Annotated in this window: 17 protein-coding genes; 16 read left to right on the top strand and 1 reads right to left on the bottom strand. The window is 53.5% G+C overall.

Annotated elements, in window-relative coordinates; all coding sequences use genetic code 11:
* Window positions 1-224: 224 nt before the first annotated feature.
* Window positions 225-1,763: an alkaline phosphatase D family protein gene (locus tag FZZ93_RS04090; protein WP_149321063.1), complete on the bottom strand. Its 1,539-nt coding sequence runs from the start codon at window positions 1,761-1,763 to the stop codon at window positions 225-227.
* A 467-nt stretch (window positions 1,764-2,230) separates the two neighbouring features.
* On the opposite strand from FZZ93_RS04090, the gene FZZ93_RS04095 reads away from it, so the two are divergent.
* From FZZ93_RS04095 to FZZ93_RS04170, 16 genes are all read left to right on the top strand, one after another.
* Window positions 2,231-3,994, top strand: coding sequence for an SLC13 family permease (locus FZZ93_RS04095; protein WP_149321064.1), 1,764 nt, complete (start codon window positions 2,231-2,233; stop codon window positions 3,992-3,994).
* A gap of 180 nt (window positions 3,995-4,174) precedes the next feature.
* Window positions 4,175-4,978, top strand: a complete 804-nt coding sequence (gene cysQ / locus FZZ93_RS04100) for a 3'(2'),5'-bisphosphate nucleotidase CysQ (RefSeq protein ID WP_149321252.1) — start codon at window positions 4,175-4,177, stop codon at window positions 4,976-4,978.
* A gap of 120 nt (window positions 4,979-5,098) precedes the next feature.
* A complete protein-coding gene (gene cysD / locus FZZ93_RS04105; protein WP_149321065.1) occupies window positions 5,099-6,013 on the top strand; it encodes a sulfate adenylyltransferase subunit CysD in 915 nt (304 codons plus the stop codon).
* A gap of 149 nt (window positions 6,014-6,162) precedes the next feature.
* On the top strand, window positions 6,163-6,507 hold the full coding sequence (locus FZZ93_RS04110) for a four helix bundle protein (protein ID WP_149321066.1): 345 nt from the start codon (window positions 6,163-6,165) through the stop codon (window positions 6,505-6,507).
* A 75-nt stretch (window positions 6,508-6,582) separates the two neighbouring features.
* Window positions 6,583-8,496, top strand: coding sequence for a sulfate adenylyltransferase subunit CysN (gene cysN, locus FZZ93_RS04115; protein WP_149321067.1), 1,914 nt, complete (start codon window positions 6,583-6,585; stop codon window positions 8,494-8,496).
* A gap of 143 nt (window positions 8,497-8,639) precedes the next feature.
* Window positions 8,640-9,080 (top strand): DVU3141 family protein, encoded by a 441-nt coding sequence (locus FZZ93_RS04120; protein ID WP_246146104.1) that lies wholly within the window; start codon window positions 8,640-8,642, stop codon window positions 9,078-9,080.
* Complete coding sequence (locus FZZ93_RS04125; protein WP_149321068.1) at window positions 9,077-10,855, top strand: polysaccharide biosynthesis/export family protein; 1,779 nt, start codon at window positions 9,077-9,079, stop codon at window positions 10,853-10,855. The genes FZZ93_RS04120 and FZZ93_RS04125 overlap by 4 nt, the downstream gene beginning before the upstream one ends.
* A 62-nt stretch (window positions 10,856-10,917) precedes the next feature.
* Complete coding sequence (locus tag FZZ93_RS04130; protein ID WP_149321254.1) at window positions 10,918-11,730, top strand: ABC transporter permease; 813 nt, start codon at window positions 10,918-10,920, stop codon at window positions 11,728-11,730.
* Between the two features lie 51 nt (window positions 11,731-11,781).
* Window positions 11,782-12,837, top strand: coding sequence for an ABC transporter ATP-binding protein (locus tag FZZ93_RS04135; RefSeq protein ID WP_149321069.1), 1,056 nt, complete (start codon window positions 11,782-11,784; stop codon window positions 12,835-12,837).
* A 56-nt stretch (window positions 12,838-12,893) separates the two neighbouring features.
* Window positions 12,894-13,976 carry a KpsE/RkpR family capsule polysaccharide export protein gene (locus FZZ93_RS04140; protein ID WP_149321070.1) on the top strand — a complete coding sequence of 361 codons (1,083 nt, stop codon included), beginning with the start codon at window positions 12,894-12,896 and terminating at the stop codon, window positions 13,974-13,976.
* 156 nt (window positions 13,977-14,132) lie between these two features.
* Window positions 14,133-15,065: a glycosyltransferase gene (locus FZZ93_RS04145; protein WP_149321071.1), complete on the top strand. Its 933-nt coding sequence runs from the start codon at window positions 14,133-14,135 to the stop codon at window positions 15,063-15,065.
* On the top strand, window positions 15,065-15,886 hold the full coding sequence (locus FZZ93_RS04150) for a beta-1,6-N-acetylglucosaminyltransferase (protein ID WP_187774457.1): 822 nt from the start codon (window positions 15,065-15,067) through the stop codon (window positions 15,884-15,886). Before FZZ93_RS04145 ends, FZZ93_RS04150 begins: the two co-directional genes overlap by 1 nt.
* Before the next feature lie 1,007 nt (window positions 15,887-16,893).
* On the top strand, window positions 16,894-18,060 hold the full coding sequence (locus tag FZZ93_RS04155) for a nucleotide sugar dehydrogenase (RefSeq protein WP_149321073.1): 1,167 nt from the start codon (window positions 16,894-16,896) through the stop codon (window positions 18,058-18,060).
* Window positions 18,061-18,131: 71 nt separating this feature from the next.
* Window positions 18,132-18,551 carry a hypothetical protein gene (locus FZZ93_RS04160; RefSeq protein ID WP_149321074.1) on the top strand — a complete coding sequence of 140 codons (420 nt, stop codon included), beginning with the start codon at window positions 18,132-18,134 and terminating at the stop codon, window positions 18,549-18,551.
* The gene (locus tag FZZ93_RS04165; RefSeq protein ID WP_149321075.1) at window positions 18,551-19,768 is read left to right on the top strand and encodes an SGNH/GDSL hydrolase family protein; all 1,218 of its coding nucleotides are present in this window, start codon (window positions 18,551-18,553) and stop codon (window positions 19,766-19,768) included. Before FZZ93_RS04160 ends, FZZ93_RS04165 begins: the two co-directional genes overlap by 1 nt.
* Complete coding sequence (locus tag FZZ93_RS04170) at window positions 19,765-20,787, top strand: glycosyltransferase family 2 protein (protein WP_149321076.1); 1,023 nt, start codon at window positions 19,765-19,767, stop codon at window positions 20,785-20,787. The genes FZZ93_RS04165 and FZZ93_RS04170 overlap by 4 nt, the downstream gene beginning before the upstream one ends.
* The last annotated feature ends 28 nt before the right edge of the window (window positions 20,788-20,815 follow it).

A 20,815-nucleotide genomic window follows, 5' to 3' on the forward strand; every position in this document is an offset into this window, starting at 1 on the left:
GCCTGATTCTATTTTTTATATGATTTAGTAAGTTTTTATGCTGTATGGTTTATGGTGTATGCTGTAAGAGGGAAGAGGGAAGAGGGAAGAGGGAAGAGGGAAGAGGGAAGAGGGAAGAGGGAAGAGGGAAGAGGGAAGAAACCCCAGCCCCGGCCCCGAGGCTGGTTTGGGGTTGTCTTTTCTCTTAAAGGCGCTACGCGCCGTTCTTCCCTCTTCCAGCGGCGCTAGCCGCGCTCTGGTGTTAGCTCCTGCTTATGCAGGGCGTTGCCGGCGGCGTCTTTCAGGGTCACGGTCAGCATCTCGCTTTCGCCGTCGAGGTCCACCTGGCCGAAGAATTGGTAGCCGGCGGAAGGCGGCAGGTTGGCCTGGCCGTCGGGTGGGGCCTTCTGAAAGACGACTTCCGGTCCGAAGGTGGCGTCGAGATCGTTGGGGCCGAAGGTTCCGGCATGCAGGGGGCCACTGACGAATTCCCAGAAGGGCCGGAAATTCTTGAAGGCTGCGCGCTCCGGTGCGTAATGATGCGCAGCGGTGTAGTGCACGTCAGCGGTGAGCCAGACCACGTTGCGGATATCGTTGTCGCGCATGGCCTCTAACAGGCGTGCTATTTCCTGCTCGCGGCCCAGCGGCCGGCCGGGATCTCCATTGGCCACTGCTTCGGCGTTGTCACCGTCGGCGACCATCAGCCCCACCGGCATGTCCGAGGCGATGACCTTCCAGGTCGCGGTGGAGCGTTTCAGGCTGTCGATCAGCCAGTCGACCTGCTGGCGGCCGAGCAGGGCCGCGCCATCTTCCTGCTGATTGGCATCGTTAGGGCCGCGGAAGCTGCGCATGTCGAGCATGAACACCTCGAGGCCCGGCCCGTAGGGGAAACGACGATAAATCCGCTGTGGCGCCTCGGGCTGCTGACGCAGCGGCATGTACTCGAGGAAGGCGCGACGAGCCCGGGCCGAGAGCAGGGACACGTTGGTCTCGGTGTAGCGCGGATCGTCCAGCACTTCACCGGGATACCAGTTGTTCACCGTCTCATGGTCGTCCCATTGAGCCAGCATCGGTACCTCGGCATTCAGGCGCCGCACATTGGCATCCAGCAGGTTGTAGGCGTGTTGGCCCCGGTATTCGTCGAGGGTTTCGGCGACCTTGCTCTTGGCCGGAGTGAGCCGATTGCGCCAGATGCTGCCATCCGCCAGCTCGACGCTTTCCTTCAAGGGGCCATCGGCGTAGACGGTGTCGCCGGAGTGGATGAAGAAGTCCGGATGCTGCTGACGCATGGTCTCGTAGGTGGTCATGCCACCGCGTGATTCATCGATGCCCCAGCCCTGGCCGGCAGTATCGCCGGACCACACGAAGCGGACGTCGCGCTTTTGTTCCGAAGGCAGGCGTAGCTGGCCAACGACGGGCTCGCTGATCGCACGATGATCGCCCAGGGCAGCGAATCGAACGCGATAGTGCAGGGTATCCATGCCATCGAGCCCCGTGACATCCAGCTTGGCGGTGAGATCCCGCACGGGCAGGGCCTCGGGGCCACGCAGGCTTCGAGCGCCCCTGAATTCCGGGTTGTCGGCGACCTCCAACAGCATCCGGGAAGGACGGTCGACGCGCGACCAGATCATGGCGCGGTCGGTCAGCATGTCGCCGCTCATCACACCGGACGTGATCATCGGTCGGCGCGTTTCGGCAAGCACGATGGCAGGCGCGGCCATGGTGGCGCCAAGCGCCATGCCGCCCTGCATACCAAGCCCCAGTACCTGGCGTCGTGTCAGCATGTCATCGGTCTCCTCGGGTCGTTATCGGAACCCGGGAGCCTAAATGGAAGGGATGACAGTTATATCGCTATATGATGAAGCCTTGATTATCAACGCACTGTCATCGATTGGCGACAATACAAAGTTATTTTCTTTGTGTTGCAATGAGGATCCTGTAGGAAAGAGGCGGGACTGGCTGTTGTGGTGACGCCTCGTCAGCAGGAGGCGAAAGGGCTACGAAGGCCGGAGTGACCTGGAAAGTTACGTAAGGTTACGTTCCAATCAGGCGTTTCTGGATGAAAATAGCTCTTGTTCGGCTAGCCGCCAACGTTGTAAATCCATAGAATGGCCACCGACCTACGTGATCGAGCGTAGTCGCAGAACCCGCAGGAGCGGTCATACAATTCGACTCGACAGGGCAAGGGAAATCGCCCGGAGCAATCCCGGGGCGGTAGCGTGCCTCGGCGAATTTTGGAGTCTTATACCCCATGGCAATGGATGCCTGGCTCAGTACATTCAGCGTAATCGCCGTTCTGGTGGCCCTGGCTGCTACGCGGATCGCGGCGGACGCCATCCTGATGGCGGCAATGGCGTTTCTCGTGGTCAGCGGCGTGCTCGAGCCCGCCGAGGCCCTGGTCGGTTTTTCCAATACCGGCGTCATGACCATCGCGGCCCTGTATGTCGTCGCCGCTGCACTCAAGGAAACCGGTGCAGTGCAGTGGGTGGCGAATGGGCTGCTGGGACACCCCAGCTCTCTCAAGAAGGCGCAATTGCGGGTCATGCTGCCCGCTTCCACCCTCAGCGCCTTCATGAATAACACCACCGTGGTCGCCATGTTCATTCCGGCGCTGCAAGAGTGGTCCCGCAAGCTTCGGCTTCCCCCTTCCAAACTGCTCTTGCCGTTGAGCTACACCGCCATCCTCGGCGGTACCTGTACGCTGATCGGCACCAGTACCAACCTGGTCGTCGATGGTCTTCTACAGAGCGAGAAGGGCGTGGCGCTTGGCATGTTCGAGCTTGCCAAGGTCGGCGTTCCCTTGCTGCTGGTCGGCGGTACCTTCCTGATGCTGTTCGCCGACCGCCTGCTGCCACGGCGTGAAGGGGTGATCGAGCAACTCGACATGGCCCGCGAATACAGCGTCGAGTTCGTGGTCGACAAGAGCGGGCCCCTGACCGGCAAGACCATCTCCGAAGCCGGACTGCGCAACCTGCAATATGGTTATCTGACCGACATCGAGCGCGATGGTCGCCTGATGACGGCCGTCCCCCCGGAGACCCAGCTCGAGCCCGGCGATGTGCTGGTCTTCATCGGCGCTCCAGAGTGTGCCCGCGAACTGCGCCAGGTCAGGGGCGTGACCCCCGCCAATGGCGACATCCACAAGCTGGATATGGCCAACCACCAACGCTGCCTGGTCGAGGCGGTGATCGGACCGGATTTCACCGGCGTTGGGCACACGGTGCGCGAGGCCAGAGTGCGTTCGCGTTTCCAGGCCGTGATCCTGTCGATTTCCCGACAAGGACGCCGCCTGCCCGGCAAGGTGGGGGATATCCGCCTGCAAGTGGGTGACACCCTGCTGATGGAGACCGGCCAGGACTTCGTCGAGCAGTACCGCTATCGGCGTGACTTCCTGCTGGTCAGCGCGCTCAACGACTCCACGCCGCCCAGCTTCCACAAGGCGCCGCTCGCCTTGACGGTGCTGGGGTTGATGGTCGGCGTGGCCGGGGTCGGCCTGTTGTCGATCTTCGAAGCCGCACTACTGGCTGGTGGTGGCATGCTGATGACCGGCTGCATCACTGTCAGCAAGGCGCGCCGCTATATCGACCTCTCCGTGTTGACGGTGATCGCTGCGTCCTTTGCGTTGGGAACGGCCATGACCAGCTCCGGCGCCGCTCAGGCCATCGCCAACACCGTGGTGAGCGACAACATGTCGCCCTGGTTGGCGTTGGCCGTGATCTACCTGCTGACGACCCTGTTTACCGAGATCATCACCAACAACGCTGCGGCGGTGCTGATGTTCCCGATTGCCATGTCGGTGGCCGATCAGCTCGGTGTCAGTTACATGCCGTTCGCCATAGCCATCATGTTCGCCGCCTCGGCCAGTTTCATGACGCCACTGGGCTACCAGACCAACCTCATGGTATACGGCCCCGGCGGCTATCGATTAATCGACTACCTGCGCCTGGGTGCACCGCTCAGCCTGCTCATCGGAAGCACGGCAGTGGGATTGATACCGTTGGTGTGGGGGTTTTGAGAGCTGCCGCTCTCAAAAGCTGTAAGCCCTAAGCTTTAAGTTGTAAGTAACCCCAAAAACCAAACCAGAGGCTCAGGGTACAGGTAATGGGGTAGTGGTTGGCTCTTCTTATAGCTTACAGCTTAAAGCTTACGGCTAATAACCAAGGAGACTCTTTTGACTGATTTCGTGACGGACGATATGCGCGATCGCTTGCTTGCCGGTGTCGAGGTGGCGGGGCGCGAGGTGCTGGAGATCTACAACCGCACCTTCCATGTGGAAACCAAGGAGGATGACAGTCCGCTGACCGAGGCGGATATGGCGTCCCATCACGCCCTGGTAGCCTTGCTTGAGTCCGTGGCGCCCGGTGTGCCGGTGTTGTCCGAGGAGTCCGGTGAGATTTCCTATGAGACGCGTCGCGACTGGGCGCGTTACTGGTTGATCGACCCGCTGGATGGCACCAAGGAGTTCATCAAGAAGAACGGTGAATTCACGCTCAACGTGGCACTGGTAGAGAATGGCGACCCGGTATTCGGCATCGTGCATGCACCGGTGCTCGATACCACCTGGTACGGGCAAGTCGGCCAGGGCGCCTGGAAAGTGGAGCAGGGCGCGTCGAGCCGCATCCAGGTGCGTGCCCTGCCTCGCGAAGGTGGTGACCCCTGGAAGGTGGTGGGCAGCCGTTCTCACGGTGCGGAAGCATTCGAAGCATTCTGTGCCGGTTTGCCGCAGCATGAGCGGGTCTCCATGGGCAGCTCGCTCAAGCTGTGCCTGGTAGCCGAAGGTCAGGCGGATCTCTATCCCCGGCTGGCACCAACCAGCGAGTGGGACACCGCCGCCGCCCAGGCAGTTGTCGTGGCCGCAGGCGGGGAAGTGCTCGACGCCGAAACCCTTGAACCCCTGCGCTGTAACCAGCAGGATTCCGTACTCAACCCATTTTTCATCGTCTGTGGCGAGCGCGACCAGCGCTGGACAGACGCACTGAGCGCGAGTCTGAAGAAGTAAGAAGGAAGGGCGAAGAAAGAAGAAATAAGAAGGAAGCTCTGTTCTTCCTTCTTCCAGCGGCGTAGCCGCGCTCTTCCCTCTTGACTCAATGCCAATTCCCGACCCAATGGACCGATCGATATGGAAATAACCCCCGAACGTCTGACTCACCTCAAGCAGCTCGAGGCCGAGTCGATTCACATCATTCGCGAGGTGGCTGCCGAATTCCGTAACCCGGTGATGCTGTACTCCATCGGCAAGGATTCCTCGGTGATGCTGCATCTGGCGCGCAAGGCCTTCTATCCCGGGCCGCCGCCGTTCCCGCTGATGCATGTCAACACCACCTGGAAGTTCAAGGAAATGATCAGGTTCCGTGACCGCATGGCCGAAGAGGCCGGCATGGAATTGATCGAGCACATCAACCAGGAAGGTGTCGAGGCGGGGATCAACCCCTTCGATCACGGCAGCTCCAAGTACACTGACGTGATGAAGACCCAGTCGCTCAAGATGGCGCTGGACAAGTACCAGTTCGACGCCGCCTTCGGCGGGGCACGTCGCGACGAGGAAGCCAGCCGCGCCAAGGAGCGTGTCTTCTCCTTCCGCGACAAGCATCACCGCTGGGATCCGAAGAATCAGCGCCCCGAGCTGTGGAACGTCTATAACGCCAAGGTCGACAAGGGTGAATCCATTCGTGTCTTCCCGCTCTCCAACTGGACCGAACTGGATATCTGGCAGTACATCTACCTGGAATCCATCCCCATCGTCTCGCTTTATTACTCCGCCCCGCGCCCGATCGTGCACCGCGACGGCATCGACATCATGGTCGACGACGAGCGCATGCCCCTCGAAGAAGGCGAAGTACCCGAGGAGAAATGGGTTCGCTTCCGTACCCTCGGCTGCTACCCGCTGACCGGCGCGGTGGAATCCAAAGCCGCCACCCTGCCTGAAATCATCCAGGAAATGCTGCTGACGAAGACATCGGAACGCAGCGGCCGCGCCATCGACCACGACCAGGCCGGCTCCATGGAGAAGAAGAAGAGGGAAGGGTACTTCTAACGCGCCTTCGGCACGTTAGAAAGACGGAAGAAAGAAGTCGAAAGAGGGATGAGTACCTCTGATGCGCGGAGCGCCTCAGGTAGCCGTAAGCTGTAAGCTTTAAGCTGTAAGAAAAAACGGCAAGCTTGCAGCCTTGGGAGGGAACCCGCGTGAACTTCGAAAGGTTGGAAGTCTGGAAGCGCTCAGCACGTATGTCGGCTGAGCTCTATAAAGCGCTCGTCAATCTACGAGACTTTGGCTTTCGAGACCAAATCACCCGTTCCGGGCTTTCCATTCCCAGCAACATCGCCGAGGGCATGTCCAGACGCACAAAAAAGGATAAGAGTCATTTTCTGGTGGTAGCCAGAGGCTCATGTGCTGAATTGCGGACTCAAGTTTATATCGGTATGGATATCGGCTACATCGATGAGCAGCAAGGCCGGCAGTGGTTACAGGAAACTCGTGAAATTTCCTCGATGCTTCATGGGTTGCTCATCACTTTGGACGACGAATGAATCTATAGCTGGAGGTCGAGGCTGTTGGATGACTTACAGCTTACGGCTTACAGCTTACAGCTAGGGACTTTGGCAATGTCACACCAATCAAGTTTGATCGCGGACGACATCGAAGCTTATCTCAAGGAGCATGAGAACAAGGATCTGCTTCGTTTTATTACCTGTGGCAGCGTCGATGACGGTAAATCGACGCTGATCGGGCGGTTGCTGCACGATTCCAAGATGATCTATGAGGATCAGTTGGCGGCGATTACCCAGGCTTCCAAAACCAGCGGGACCACCGGCGAGGAGGTGGATCTGGCGCTGCTGGTGGATGGCCTGCAGTCGGAGCGGGAGCAGGGCATCACCATCGATGTCGCTTACCGCTTCTTCTCGACCGACAAGCGCAAGTTCATCATCGCCGATACCCCGGGACACGAGCAGTACACGCGCAACATGGCGACCGGGGCATCCACGGCGAGCCTGGCGATAATCCTGGTCGATGCGCGCCATGGCGTGCAGACCCAGACCCGCCGGCACAGCTTCATCGCCGATCTGCTGGGTATCCAGCACCTGGTGGTGGCGATCAACAAGATGGACCTGGTCGACTACTCCGAGGAGCGCTACAACGAGATCGTCGAGCAGTATCAGGACATCGCCGAGAAGCTGAACGCTCCGGACATCCACTTCGTGCCGATGTCGGCACTGAAGGGCGACAACGTGGTCAACAAGAGCGAGACGATGTCCTGGTACAAAGGACCGGCGATGCTCGAACTGCTCGAGACCGTCGAGATCCGCCACGACCAGAACCTGCGCGACCTGCGCCTGCCGGTGCAGTACGTCAACCGTCCCAACCTGGATTTCCGGGGCTATTGCGGCACTCTGGCCGCTGGGGTGATGCAACCCGGCCAGGCCATCCGCGCCTTGCCTTCCGGCAAGACCTCCAAGGTTGAGCGTATCGTCACCTGGGACGGCGATCTCGATGCCGCCTACCCGGGGCAGGCAATCACCGTGACCCTGGAAGACGAGATCGACATCTCGCGTGGTGACTGGATCGTCGCCGAAGATGCCCAGGTGCCGCTGGCGACCAGCTTCGAGGCGGATATCGTCTGGATGCATGAAAAGGCGCTCGAGCCTGGCAAGCTGTATGACCTCAAGCTGGCCACTCGCGACATGGCCGGCAAGGTGACAGCCATCGACTACCAGGTCGACGTCAATACCCTGGAGCATCGCCACGCCGATCATCTCGACCTCAACGCCATCGCGCGTTGCCAGGTGGAATTGACCGCGCCGGTTCCGGTTGACGACTACCGTACCAGCCCGGGCACCGGCAACTTCATCATCATCGACCGGCTGTCCAACATCACCGTGGGCGTCGGCATGATTCACCGGCCGCTGGAGAGCGAGCTGCCCTACGAGTTCCGCGAGCACGACAGCAAGGCCAACGTGGTGTGGAACCGCACCAGCGTCACCCAGGCCATGCGTGAGCAGATCAACGGCCATGCGGGCAAGTGCGTCTGGTTCACCGGCTACTCCGGCTCCGGCAAATCGACCCTGGCCAACGCGCTGGAAGTCGAGCTCAACCGCCGTGGCTATCACACCATGCTGCTCGATGGTGACAATATCCGTCATGGTCTGTGCAAGGACCTGGATATGGGCGAGGGCGACCGCGCCGAAAACATCCGCCGGGTGGGCGAGGTGGCGCGCCTGTTCGCCGAAGCTGGCGTGATCGTGATCACTGCCTTCATTTCACCGTTCCGCGCCAACCGTGATGCGGCCCGCGAGCTGTTCGACGAGGGCGACTTTATCGAAGTTCATGTCGACACCCCGCTGGATATCTGCGAGCAGCGCGATCCCAAGGGCCTTTATCAGAAGGCACGTGAAGGCAGGATCCAGGACTTCACGGGAATCAACAGTCCCTACGAAGTGCCGAGCAACGCCGAGGTGACGGTCAACACGGAAGCCATGAGCCAGCAGGATATCCTGACCCGTCTGCTCAAGGAGCTTTAACGCATTACCTGTACGGCGTGCGGGTATGCGGTTGCCTGGTGGCCGCCGACCTTACATCATGACAAACCGTCGCAAGAGCCGGCCCGGATGGTGCCGGCTCACAGGACGGCGACTGCCATGCCGATATTGCAAGGGAAACCAATATGGAAAAACGACAACTCAGTGGCATGTTCCGCCTGGGGGCGACATCACGCCCCAGGGGGCGCCGCCATGCATCCGCGATGCTGGCGGCACTCGCCGTGACCTTGTCGGGCTGTGCCATGCAGCAGGCTCAGAACCCCTCTGGCTCGGTCATTGACGGCCCGACGCAAGGTACCCAACTGGACGCCAATCTGAATGGCTTTCTCAGCCAGGCAGGCCCCGGCGCCACGACCGTGCTGCAGGACAGCCCCTGGGGTGGCAGCGTCGAGGTAATGGCGGACTCGAAGTATTACGCGGCGAGTGGTCGTGAATGCCGGCAACTGCAGATCATGCAACTGCAGGGCAGCAATGTGCGCTCAGCGGTGGCCTGCAAAACGTTGGATGGCAGCTGGGTCTCGCAGCGGCTGGTAACGCAAACCCAGGCAGGGAGAATGAGCCGGTGATCAATCGCGATATTTCGACACTGAGTGCTCTGCTGGTGGCGGGCTTGCTGTTGCTGCCCGGCTCGGCCAATGCCCAGAGCTTCCTGCAGTCGAGCACAGGGCTCTCGGGTCAACAACAGAGCGAGGAACAGTCTCGTCAGTCTCAATCTCAGTCGGCACAGAGTGGTGGTCAGAGCAGCAATGTCGATGCCTCTCCCCGTGCCAACTGGCAGAGCGCCAACTATGGCCCGGTGGTCAAGCCCAACGACTATGGGATGGAGGCTAATCCACCCAAGGCTGAAATGGACAAGCTGGATCCGTTCGGAGCCAACCTCTTCGAAGGGGGCTTCCGCGGCACCATGGCGGATGGCTTGAACGCCAGTTACAAGATCAAGCCCGGTGACCAGGTAACGCTACGCGCCTGGGGCGCCGTGGAGCTCGACCAGACCATACCGGTGGATGCCCAGGGCAATGTTTACATTCCCTCGATCGGCCCGGTGCAGGTGCAGGGGATGAATAGCCAGCAACTGGATGCCACCGTTCGCTCCGCTATTCAGGAGGTCTTTCCCCAGGACGTGCAGGTATACACCAACCTGCAAGGCGTCCAGCCGGTCGGGGTATTCGTGACCGGTTATGTCGATAGCCCGGGGCGTTACGCCGGCACACCCTCCGACTCGGTACTCTATTTCCTCGATCAGGCCGGGGGCATCGACAAGGATCTCGGCAGTTACCGCCAGATCCGGGTGGAGCGCGACGGCCGTACCGTCGCCAATGTCGACCTGTACGATTTCCTGCTCGACGGTGACATCCAGCGCCCGCAATTCAAGGATGGCGATACCATCGTGGTCGAGGAACGCGGCCCGGCAATCGCCGTGACCGGGGATGTGAAGCGCGAGTATCGCTATGAACTGCAAGGTCAGCAGCTCAGCGGTGGCGACGTGCAGCAACTCGCCCGCTTGAATAGTGGTGTTTCGCATGTGCTGCTGCGTGGTGATCGCAGCGACGGCCCGATGGCCGAGTACTTCCCGCTCGATGAGTTTGGCAGCCAGACTGTACAGAGCGGCGATGAAGTGCTGTTCAGTGCCGACAAGCGTGCCGAGACCATCGTGGTCGAAATCGAGGGCAGCTTCTACGGCCCATCCCGTTACGCCTTGCCACGCAACGCACGGCTTGGCGAGCTCCTCGATGCGGTCGGTGTACCTGAGGAGATGACCAGCGTTCACGATATCTCTATCCTGCGCGAAGGCGTCGCCAAGCAGCAGGAAGAGGCACTCGAAAAGAGCCTGCAGCGTTTGCAGACGACCTATCTAGGCTATCCGGCTCGTACCGCGGAAGAGGGCAAGATCCAGGTACAGCAGGCCGAGTTGATCGAGCGCTTCGTGCAGAAGGCCTCGAAGGTCGAGCCCACCGGCCAGCTGGTCGTGGCTCGCGGGAATAGCGGTATCGCCGATGTACGCCTGCAGGATGGCGACGTGGTCAAGATTCCCGAAACCAACGATGCCGTGCTGCTCAGTGGCGAGGTCACCATGCCGCAGGCAGTGGTCTACACGCCGGGCATGTCCGTCGAGGATTACATCGAGCAGGCGGGTGGCTTTACGCCGCGTGCCAACGACGATGAAATCCTGGTGGCGCATCGCAATGGTGCCGTCATCCCGGCCGATGATGCGAGGCTGCGTGCTGGCGACGAGATCATCGTGCTGCCGAGGGCGCCGACCAGCAATCTCGAGCTTGCCAAGTCGATCACGCAGATCCTCTATCAGGTCGCCGTGGCCACCAAGGTCGCGCTCGATCTCTGACCTGAGCACCGAGTGGTGGGGTAATGAAACTCGCTCCATCACTCGCTCGCAAGGAAGGTTTTATGCTGAGCATATTTACTCGCGGGCCTAATGAAGGGCGTTCTTCATGGGATGTGACGCGTAGCGTCTGGTACGCCATGTTCATGCGCGAGGCCATCTCGCGCACTATGTCAGACCGACTCGGCTGGTTCTGGATGATTGCCGAACCGGCGGCAATGACATTGATCATGGTAGCAATACGCACGCAAATAAAAGGGGGGCGCTTGATCCCCGGGGCAGAGTTCATTCCCTGGTTAATTACCGGGTTGATGGGTTTTTATCTGGTGCGAGAAGGCATGATGCGTGGATTGGGAGCGGTGGACTCCAATCAGGCATTGTTTGCCTATCGCCAGGTACAACCGGTGGACCCAGTACTGACGCGCAATTTCCTTGAGGGTATGCTGCGTACCTTCATCTTCCTGCTGTTTATTGCAGGCTGTTTGATGCTTGGTATCGATATGAACCCGGATGATGCCCTGCTGGCCATGTTCGGTTGGTTTTCGCTCTGGTGCTTGGGGCTGGGAGCGGGGCTGGTCGTCTCAGTACTGGGGTCGCTAGTGGAGGAGATTGGCAAGATCATCAAAATGATTAATATGCCGTTGCTGATTCTTTCTGGGGTGATCTTTCCTATCAATCATTTGCCACACAGCATTCTCGAGTACCTGATGTATAACCCCATTATTCATGGTCTTGAAACGCTGCGTTATGGCTTCTTCAACAGCTACCATGTCGTACATGGCACCAGTATATTATATCTCTGGTTCTTTACGTTCAGTCTGTTGGCTCTAGGTTTACTTCTCCATATTACCTTCAAAGAAAAGCTGAAAGCACGCTGAGAAGCATAATGTTGTATTCTTGGCGGAAACGTTGTTGCCATTAAGAGAGCCATGATCGAAATCAACGGATTATACAAGCGTTACCATAACCACCACGGTAGCGATTGGGTGCTCAGGGATATCAACCTGACCATCCCCAAGGGGGTCAGTGTCGGGCTGGTGGGACGCAATGGTGCCGGCAAGTCGACCCTGTTGCGTTTGATCGCCGGTATGGATATGCCCGAGCGGGGCAGTATCCATCGTGGCTGTCGGGTCTCATGGCCCATCGGACTCTCTGGTGGTTTTCAGGGCTCGATGACCGGGCGTCAGAACGTCAAGTTCGTGGCCCGAGTACACGGTGGCAGGCAGAACGTGGAAGACATTATCGAACGCGTTCGGGACTTCGCTGAGATTGGCGAAGCCTTCGATGAACCCATCAAGACCTACTCCTCGGGCATGCGTGCCCGCTTGAACTTTGGCCTCTCCCTGGCCTTTGACTTCGATGTTTACCTTTCTGACGAAGCGACCTCGGTGGGGGATCGGGCCTTCAAGGCCAAGGCCTCCAAGGCCTTTAAGGATAAAGTTGGTCAGGCTAGCCTGATTATGGTTTCCCATGGTGAAGGAATGCTGAAGCAGCTTTGCCAGGCGGGTGTCTACCTGCAGAATGGTCGAGCGACCTGGTATGACGATGTCAAGGATGCCATTGCTGCCTACCATGCCGAAACGGACGAAGCTCGCAAGCAGCGTGGCGAGCAGGTCGGCCAAGTGGCATCGGGAAAGTCCCAACAACGGCCTGGAACGGCTCAAAACGAGCTGGCTTTGCAACAGGGCAAGACCAAGAAACCATCGGAAGCTCAGCAGGCACAGACTGATACATCAACGCAAGAAAGTGAAACACGAGAGGAGCTCGAGAGTCTCGTTGCCAGGCGCCGTGCTGATTTTGAGGTTGCCAAGTCGGCCTTTGAGCATGCCAAGGCCATGCAGTTAGTGGAAATGGATCTCAAGCCCTATCAGCGTCGATTCCGAAAAGCACGCAATCAACTTCAGCAGGCACAGGAGCGGCTGGATAGCAGCTCCGCAGCTGAGGATGCTGGAGACAATTCCCATCCAGGATCAAATCACAGCTGATACATTGGCATGTCAACCTTGTCGCCATTCAAGTCACACAATGGACGTACCTTTTCATGACCCGGTTTATTAAATCCCAGCCCCATTGGGCGCTTACCCTGTTTGCCATTGTTCTGGTGTCGTTCTACTGGTTCGTATGGGCAGAGGACCGCTACGTTTCGCGAGCCACAGTTGTGCTGGAAAGCCCTCAGATCGCCCAGCCGGATGTCAGCTTTTCTGCGTTACTCACTGGCACCTCCAATAGCGCCGACTTGTTACTGCTTCGCGAGTATCTGCTCTCTGTCGATATGCTTAAGCAAGTCCAGAATCAGCTGGATTTTCGCGCCCACTACAGCCAGCACGGTGATTATTTTGCTCGGCTTAATGATGCCAATGTGCCGATCGAGACCTTGCATGAATACTACCAGAAACGTGTCAGTGTAGAGATGGATGAGTATTCCGGTGTTCTGGATATTCAAGTGCAAGCTTATACGGATAAATTTGCCCATCAGATGGTGCAATTGCTGCTTGATGCTGGTGAACGCCACATGAACAACATGGGGCAGCGTCTCGCGGAAGAGCAGGTGGGCTTTCTGGAAAGCCAGCTCCAACGCCTTAGTGACCGACTGAGCGAGGCGCGTGCCAACCTGCTGGAGTTCCAGAATCGTGAAGGATTGGTGGCACCAGAACAGACTGTGGAAAGCATCAACCAGGTGGTTGCCACGCTCGAAGGCAACCTGGCCCAGCTCAAGGCCCAGCGCCAGGCCCTCTCCAGCTATCAGAGCAATCGTTCGTCTGAAATGCAGCGTGTACAAAGCCAAATCGAAGCCATGCGTGAGCAAATTCAGGAACAGCGCGACCGCCTCGCCCAGGCCACCGGCGAATCGCTTAATCGTGTTTCTTCCGAATACAAGACGCTGGAGCTGCAAGCCCAGTTCGCTCAGGAAACCTATTCAAGCGCGCTCTCCGCACTGGAGAACACTCGACTGGAAGCGGCCCGCAAGCTCAAGCAGGTAAGCGTGCTACAGAGCCCATTGATGCCAGAATATGCCACCAAGCCGGATAGGCTCTACAACAGCACCGTTTTCGCCCTGATCGCTATCTTTCTTGCCTTCATCCTCAGCATGCTGGTCCTGATCATCAAGGAGCACAGGGATTGATGGCCCTATCAGTCATGCAAATCATGGGCGGCGTTATGGATGGGCGTGCAATAAGGGGGTAGATGGTACCCCCTTGCATGGGCTATACCTACTCGATGTGCGCTAACGTCCGCTATAGACCAAGAGGGTGGGAATATAGTGAAGGATGCCGTATCAATGGAGCATGAGCAGGGCACAGCCGCATCTATCATTATCCCCCTGCGGGCTCAGGAGATTGAGCAGCGGGAGATACTGCGCTTGAACCGGCTGCTGGAGACGATTCCCGCCGGTTTTGAAGTCATCATCGTGGACGATGGCTCGGAGCCAGTGGTGCGGCAGCATATTCGCCATATTGTGCAGCAGAGAACCTTGCAAGGGCAGGTCGTCCGGGGGATCTATCTACGCACCCGGCATCGGCGCTTTTCCCTGGCAAGGGCACGAAACCGGGGAGCTCGTGTTGCCAGGTCTCCTGTGGTTATCTTTCATGATGTCGACTTCCTGGCCTTGACCGATGTGTATTGGCGACTACTGGCTCATATTCGTGAAGTGGAACTGGCCACGCGCCCGGAACGTTTTTTCTGTGTGCCTGTGGCATTTCTGACAGAAGAAGGGACCGAGCACTTCCTTGAGAATTTTGAAGCCAGTCAAGAAGCTTGGTGTTTTCGTAAACGTCAGAATCATCCTCATGAGCGAATGAATTTCCTGGTCCAGGGTAGCTCATGCATTGTCACCAATCGGGACGACTTGCTAGCCATGGGAGGCCACGATGAGGGCTTCAAGGGACATGGCGCGGAGGATTTCGAGCTACTGCATCGGCTCTCCTGTTTGTACCCGATAGCCCCGCGCCCTCCCGAGTACACTCGCAATATGGGGAGTGGCCCGATCACCGAGTATCGAGGTTTTCGTGCCTATTTTGCACTTTACGGTGAGGAGTGCCGGCAGGAGGGATGTACCCTAGTACATCTCTGGCATCCCAAGCGTACCGAAAAGGGCTACTATCGTCACAAGCAGAACTTCAAACGATTGCAGATGGTAATGGACAAGAGTACGACGAGCACTTATGGCAGCAGGCCTCAAATCGATCCGAGAAAATTGCTGGAAGCCCATTAATGTCCGGTAATACTCTCGTGACGGTCACCTTTATCATTCTTTGCCACGATAGTGCGGAACGGGTCACTTCCTTGGTAAGGCTGCTTTTGCAGGAAGACCCTGAATGCCGCGTAATTGTTCATCTGGACAAAAAGTCGCCGAAAACGACCTTCAAGAAGCTCATCCTGGCATTGGACGATGAACCGCGTTGTTATTTGATGCGTAATCGAGTGCGTTGCGGGTGGGGCCAGTGGGGGTTGGTGGAAGCTCCTTTGCTTGCCTTACGACATGCTCTCAGCCAGGAGGTAGTATCGGACTATTTTTATCTCATGAGCGAATACTGCCGACCTGTACGTCCGTTAAGTGAACTTAGGGAGTTTTTGACAGCTCATCAGGGAGCGAATTTTATTGAGTGCGAGACCAGTGATTGGATAAAAGGTGGGATTCGTGAGGACCGTTACCTTTATCGCCACTATTTAGACAAGAGAAAGCATCCAAAGCTACACCGCTGGATGTATCGTGCGCAAAAAAAATTAGGGTTGAAACGTCAAGAACCTATATCTTTTGAGGTTCGTTTTGGAAGCCAGTGGTGGTGTGTTAAAAAAGAAAGCATACAAAATGCGTTTTATGAAATTGAAAGTAACTCTGAGTATAATCGATTAAGAACCGCATGGATCCCAGATGAATGTTATTTTCAGTCATTACTTAAAAAAGTATCCTCTGATGATGAAATTTATCCTATTTTAACCTTTTGTCCTTTTGATAATAAGGGGAAGCCAGAGCTCCTCGTTGAAGAGTCTTCTGTTCCATTGAGGTTTTTTTTTGCTAGAAAGTATCCATGAATAGACGGATATAGCACTCTGAGTGTAATATGCTCATTGCGTTGTTAACGGGGGCGATATTTAATATCAACTCGCTCTTCATTTCCGATGAGGCATTTGTAATCGAAGCGATTTCGAAGCTGTATATTGAGTGCGAGCGCAATGGCATTAAGTTCTTCATTGTGTCCTGATAGGCAGGTTGCCTTTCGGCAAGATACTGACGTATAAGGCCATTTATATTCTTGTTGCTGCCGCTCTGCCGTGGGTTATAGGCATCGCAGAAGCAACGCCCTTGGTGGTCATAGGTCAACGTTTTCTAGACGGTGGTCGGTATTCTATTTGGAAGGCACTGACTACCAAGGCACCCGTTGCATCATTCATTTCGACCAGAATCAGATAGTCATTGCTGAGCCCTGCCAGAGTACCGACAGAGGAGGCATTACTCTTGCCTTTGGTTAGGCCATCATTTCCAATGATCGGCTCCTTTACGCTCGTCGACCTCCGGCGGTCGTAACTGAATGCTGAATGTCGGATCTGGGCAAGTTGATCCACTTCACCGTAGCGTGATTTGCGTGTTGATTCCCCCAGACTCAGGCAATGGATCAACTCTTTGCGCTGATGACCCTCAGGAGCGGATAGATCGCGTTATAAATCGTCTCGTGACAGGCATGAGCATCTCAGAGGCCTGGGAGTATCATAGACTTGAACTTAGCGTTTGTGGGGCATCATATCGCGCGTCTCACCTGACTCTACTGCTTAGCCAAGGGAGCTCAGTACCAGTTATCAGTCACGTTGGTGCGTTGATAGTCCGGCGATGGAGAGTACTCCAGGATCTTGGTCACGCTGTTGCGTGCTCATGCCTTGCGCTCGGTTGACTTGGATCGTGACACGATCTTCAATGCTGAGTTCGGTATAGGAGATGGGAACAACACTTTATCGGCTTTTCAGGTGTTGCGCTCAGAATCTTCGAATAAGATAGATAAAATTGGCTTACTTTTTCCTTTATTCTCTGTGCAAGGTGGTTGCTGATGAAGATTGCGGTAGCAGGTACTGGTTATGTGGGACTGTCTAATGCAATGTTATTGTCCCAGTACCATGAAGTAGTTGCTGTAGATATTGTTCCTGATAGAGTTTCCTTGCTGAATGAAGGGATATCTCCAATAGAAGACGCAGAAATATCAAGTTTTTTGAAAAATAAAGAATTGAAGTTCTCAGCAACCTTGGATGAGGAGTTGGCATATGGAACAGCGGATTATGTTGTCATCGCCACGCCCACAGATTATGATGTAGAAACTAACACGTTTAACACAGAGAGTGTAGAATCTGTAATCAATGTAGTAAAGAAAATAAATCCGAATGCAGTCATGGTGATAAAGTCTACTGTTCCTGTTGGCTACACTCAACAGGTCAGCAAGGATCTTGAAACAGATAATGTTCTTTTCTCTCCTGAGTTTTTACGTGAAGGAAAGGCGCTTTACGATAATTTATATCCATCTCGAATCATTATTGGTGAACATTCGGAGCGTGCTAAAAAGTTTGCTGAAATGTTAAAGGAAGGTGCTGTAAAGGATGAGGTCTCAGTGCTATACACAAATAGCACTGAGGCTGAAGCCATTAAGCTCTTTGCTAATACTTTTCTTGCTATGCGCGTTGCGTATTTTAATGAATTGGACACCTATGCTGAGACTCATGGTTTAGATACTTTGCAGATTATTGAAGGGGTTAGTTTAGACCCTCGTATTGGGAAACACTATAATAACCCTAGTTTTGGCTATGGTGGGTATTGTCTGCCGAAGGATACAAAGCAACTTTTGGCAAATTATGAAAATGTACCAAATAATCTAATTAAAGCAGTCGTAGACGCCAATCGTACACGAAAAGATTTTATTGCGGATTCAGTTTTAAAACGGAATCCAAGGGTTGTTGGTATATACCGGCTCGTGATGAAGTTAGGCTCTGATAACTTTCGGGAGAGTGCGGTACAAGGAATTATGAAGAGGCTAAAGGGAAAAGGTGTTGAAGTTATAGTATATGAGCCGAAATTATGCCAAAGAAGTTTTTTTAACTCTCGCGTTGTGAAGTCATTAGAAAATTTTAAAAAAGAAGCAGATGTGATTCTAGCTAATAGGATGATAGATGATCTCAAGGACGTGAAAGGAAAAGTGTATACTAGAGATGTTTTTGGAAATGATTAGCGTGTTGCTTTCAGGAAATAAAATTCTTAATTGTGGTAAATGGTAGTTTTTTAGCGAGGCAGTGGACTGAGATGAGTAAAAAGATTTTTATACACTGCGGGATGCACAAAACAGGTAGTTCATCAATACAGCACTCACTCTATAACAGTAGAAATGACCTGATTAAATATGGCTGGGATTTTATATCCGATAACCCATCAGGGAATTGCTCTCGCCATATTAGCGTATGGAGAGAGAATGGGGAAGTTAGAACAAAGTTTCAGTCAAGGTTTTTTGAACTCTTAGAGTCAAGCCAAAGTGATTATACAATAATTTCGGCTGAGCATCTTTCAGTCATTAGTTCTGAAGGTGAAATAAGGAAATTAAAAAAGGAAGTAGAGAAGAATTATGCTGAAGTTGAAGTTATTTTTTACTTAAGGAGACAAGATAAACTTGCAATATCCTTCAAGGCTCAAGCAAGTAAAATGCTTTCTATAGGAAAGTTGCCTTAATGGGACATCATTTGAGCGCCTTGCCACCCATAAGTAGTGATGTGGAAAAATATTTTGACTACTATGAAAAGATTGCCCTGTGGTCAAAGGTTTTCGGAAAAGAGAATCTTAATATAAGGGTGTATGAAAAAAACGAGTTGGTTAATGGTAATGTGTGTGATGATTTTTCAAGCGCAATAAAATTGCCCTTTGATTTGCCTTCGACTGAAACTAATGAAAGTTTAAGTAGGCGTAGCAGTTTGGCTTGTCATTATCTTTTAGGGAAAGGGTACCAACCAAATCTTATAAAGCATGTAAAAAGAAATATTAAAGATGATGGGTTAAAAATACTTCCCGGTCGTGCGGAGGCTGAGGAGTTTTTGAAACATTTTGATGCTTCAAATAATAAGCTATTAAATTTTTTGGGAAGAAAGACCCTTTTTAATAGAGAATTCGATGCTTACCCCAATGAAAGCAATTTCATAATGGAAGAGGAAGATTATGATGAGTTGCTGAAGGCTGTTGTTAGTTACACCGTTCCACGGGAAAAAAAGAAGCAAGTTCTTGTTGTTGGGGACAGTCATGCTAGGGTCTTTTCTAGCAAAGAGCTACAGAGAAAAACACGAAGGATCAACTGGAATGTTTGTAGCGTTTCGGGGGCAACATTAAGTGGCCTTAGCAATCCAAATTCAAAAACCCAGGCATTAAATGTTTTTGACAAGGCTTTAGAAAAAAACTCAAAAAGAGATGCATTGGTTTTTTTGTTGGGTGAAGTAGATGTGGGGTTTGTGATTTGGTATAGAGCTTCAAGAGATGAGGTTACAATCAAAGAAGCATTGAGTAAATCACTGAATAATTATGAAGCTCTTATAAGAAAAGGAAAGATGAATTCCCCAGTTTTTGTTCTAAGTGCCCCGTTGCCGACAATACCTGATTATGGAGCGATTGGAGATGTCGCAAAAGAAAGGAGTAAAATTAAAGCATCTTTAGAAGATAGAACAGAGTTGACGCTGGATTTTAACAGCCAATTAAAATCCCTCTGTGGTAGGCTCGGTGCGCATTATATTGATTGTGATGTTAATGTTGTTAATGAAGAAGGAGGGTTGCGTCACGAATTTTATAACGATAATCCTGCAGATCATCACTATGATGAAAGCTCTTATGTATCATTAATTTCTGATGTTCTTTTTCCAGGGTTGAGGAGCGTTTTATTTAATAAAAGAGGGTTAAAGAAATGAGTACTTCTTGGTCTATAGTTGCGACTGCCAAAGAAAGCACTATTCTTCTTTCTAGTTTTATTGCTCATCACCTTAGTTTAGGGGCTGATGCCATTTATCTTTATTTAGATGATGCAAGAGAGGATCAATATGAACTATTTTCCTGCATTCCAAGTGTAAATGTCTTTTTATGTAACGAGGAATACTGGGCAAGTCGTTCTTTAAACCGGCCAGTAGATCATCGCCATAGACAGGTAGCCAATGCCAATCACGCTTTGGGGCTATGCCGTTCTGAATGGATATGTCATATAGATGTAGATGAGTATATAATGCCACCACAGCCAATCTCGCAAATATTGGATGATTGCGATGATCAGGTTGTAATTATGAAGCCTGCAGAAAATTATTTTTCAAAAAAACCAGAGTCTGTTCGAGACCTTCTTACAAGTTCCTTCCACCTTCCATTTCCGCGGTACAAAGAAGGAAGAAAGTATCGGAGAGAGATAGGGAAATGGTGTGAAGCCTGCTCTAATGGCCTTCAGGGGCATATGGCCGGAAAAGTTTTTCTCCGAAAAGGAACTGGGCTTAGATTGAATATTCATGAGGCAATACCGAAAGAAAAAATTTCATCTAAACTTGAGTCAGATATTATTCTCTTGCACTTTTTCTCTTTAGGATATTCTGACTGGCTTTCAAAAAATTTAAGAAGAATGGATCCTTATCGATTGGAAGGTGTCGCAAAGTGGAAAAGAAAAAAGCTGGATCTTTTCTTTGAGGCTCTAAAAAGCAAAGATAGAGATAATCAACTATTATGGCTGTTCGAGGATGCCTTGGTATATAATGGCAAAAAGGAAGAGAGGCTGAAAGAGTATGCTGGCGTGATATATAATGATCTTAACTTGGAAGGAAAGGTGGGAGAAGTGTTTGGGGATAAGGAACAGCTTTCTTTTGACAAACCTTTAAGTAACATTAAAGGCAATATAGATATTGATGAGGAAATGTACAAAATCGCATTGAGATCTATTGAGAGTGTTATTTGATAGAGGCTAAGGTCTCTTTTGTGGTTTT

Source organism: Halomonas eurihalina (assembly GCF_008274785.1).
Taxonomy (GTDB): Bacteria; Pseudomonadota; Gammaproteobacteria; order Pseudomonadales; family Halomonadaceae; genus Halomonas; species Halomonas eurihalina.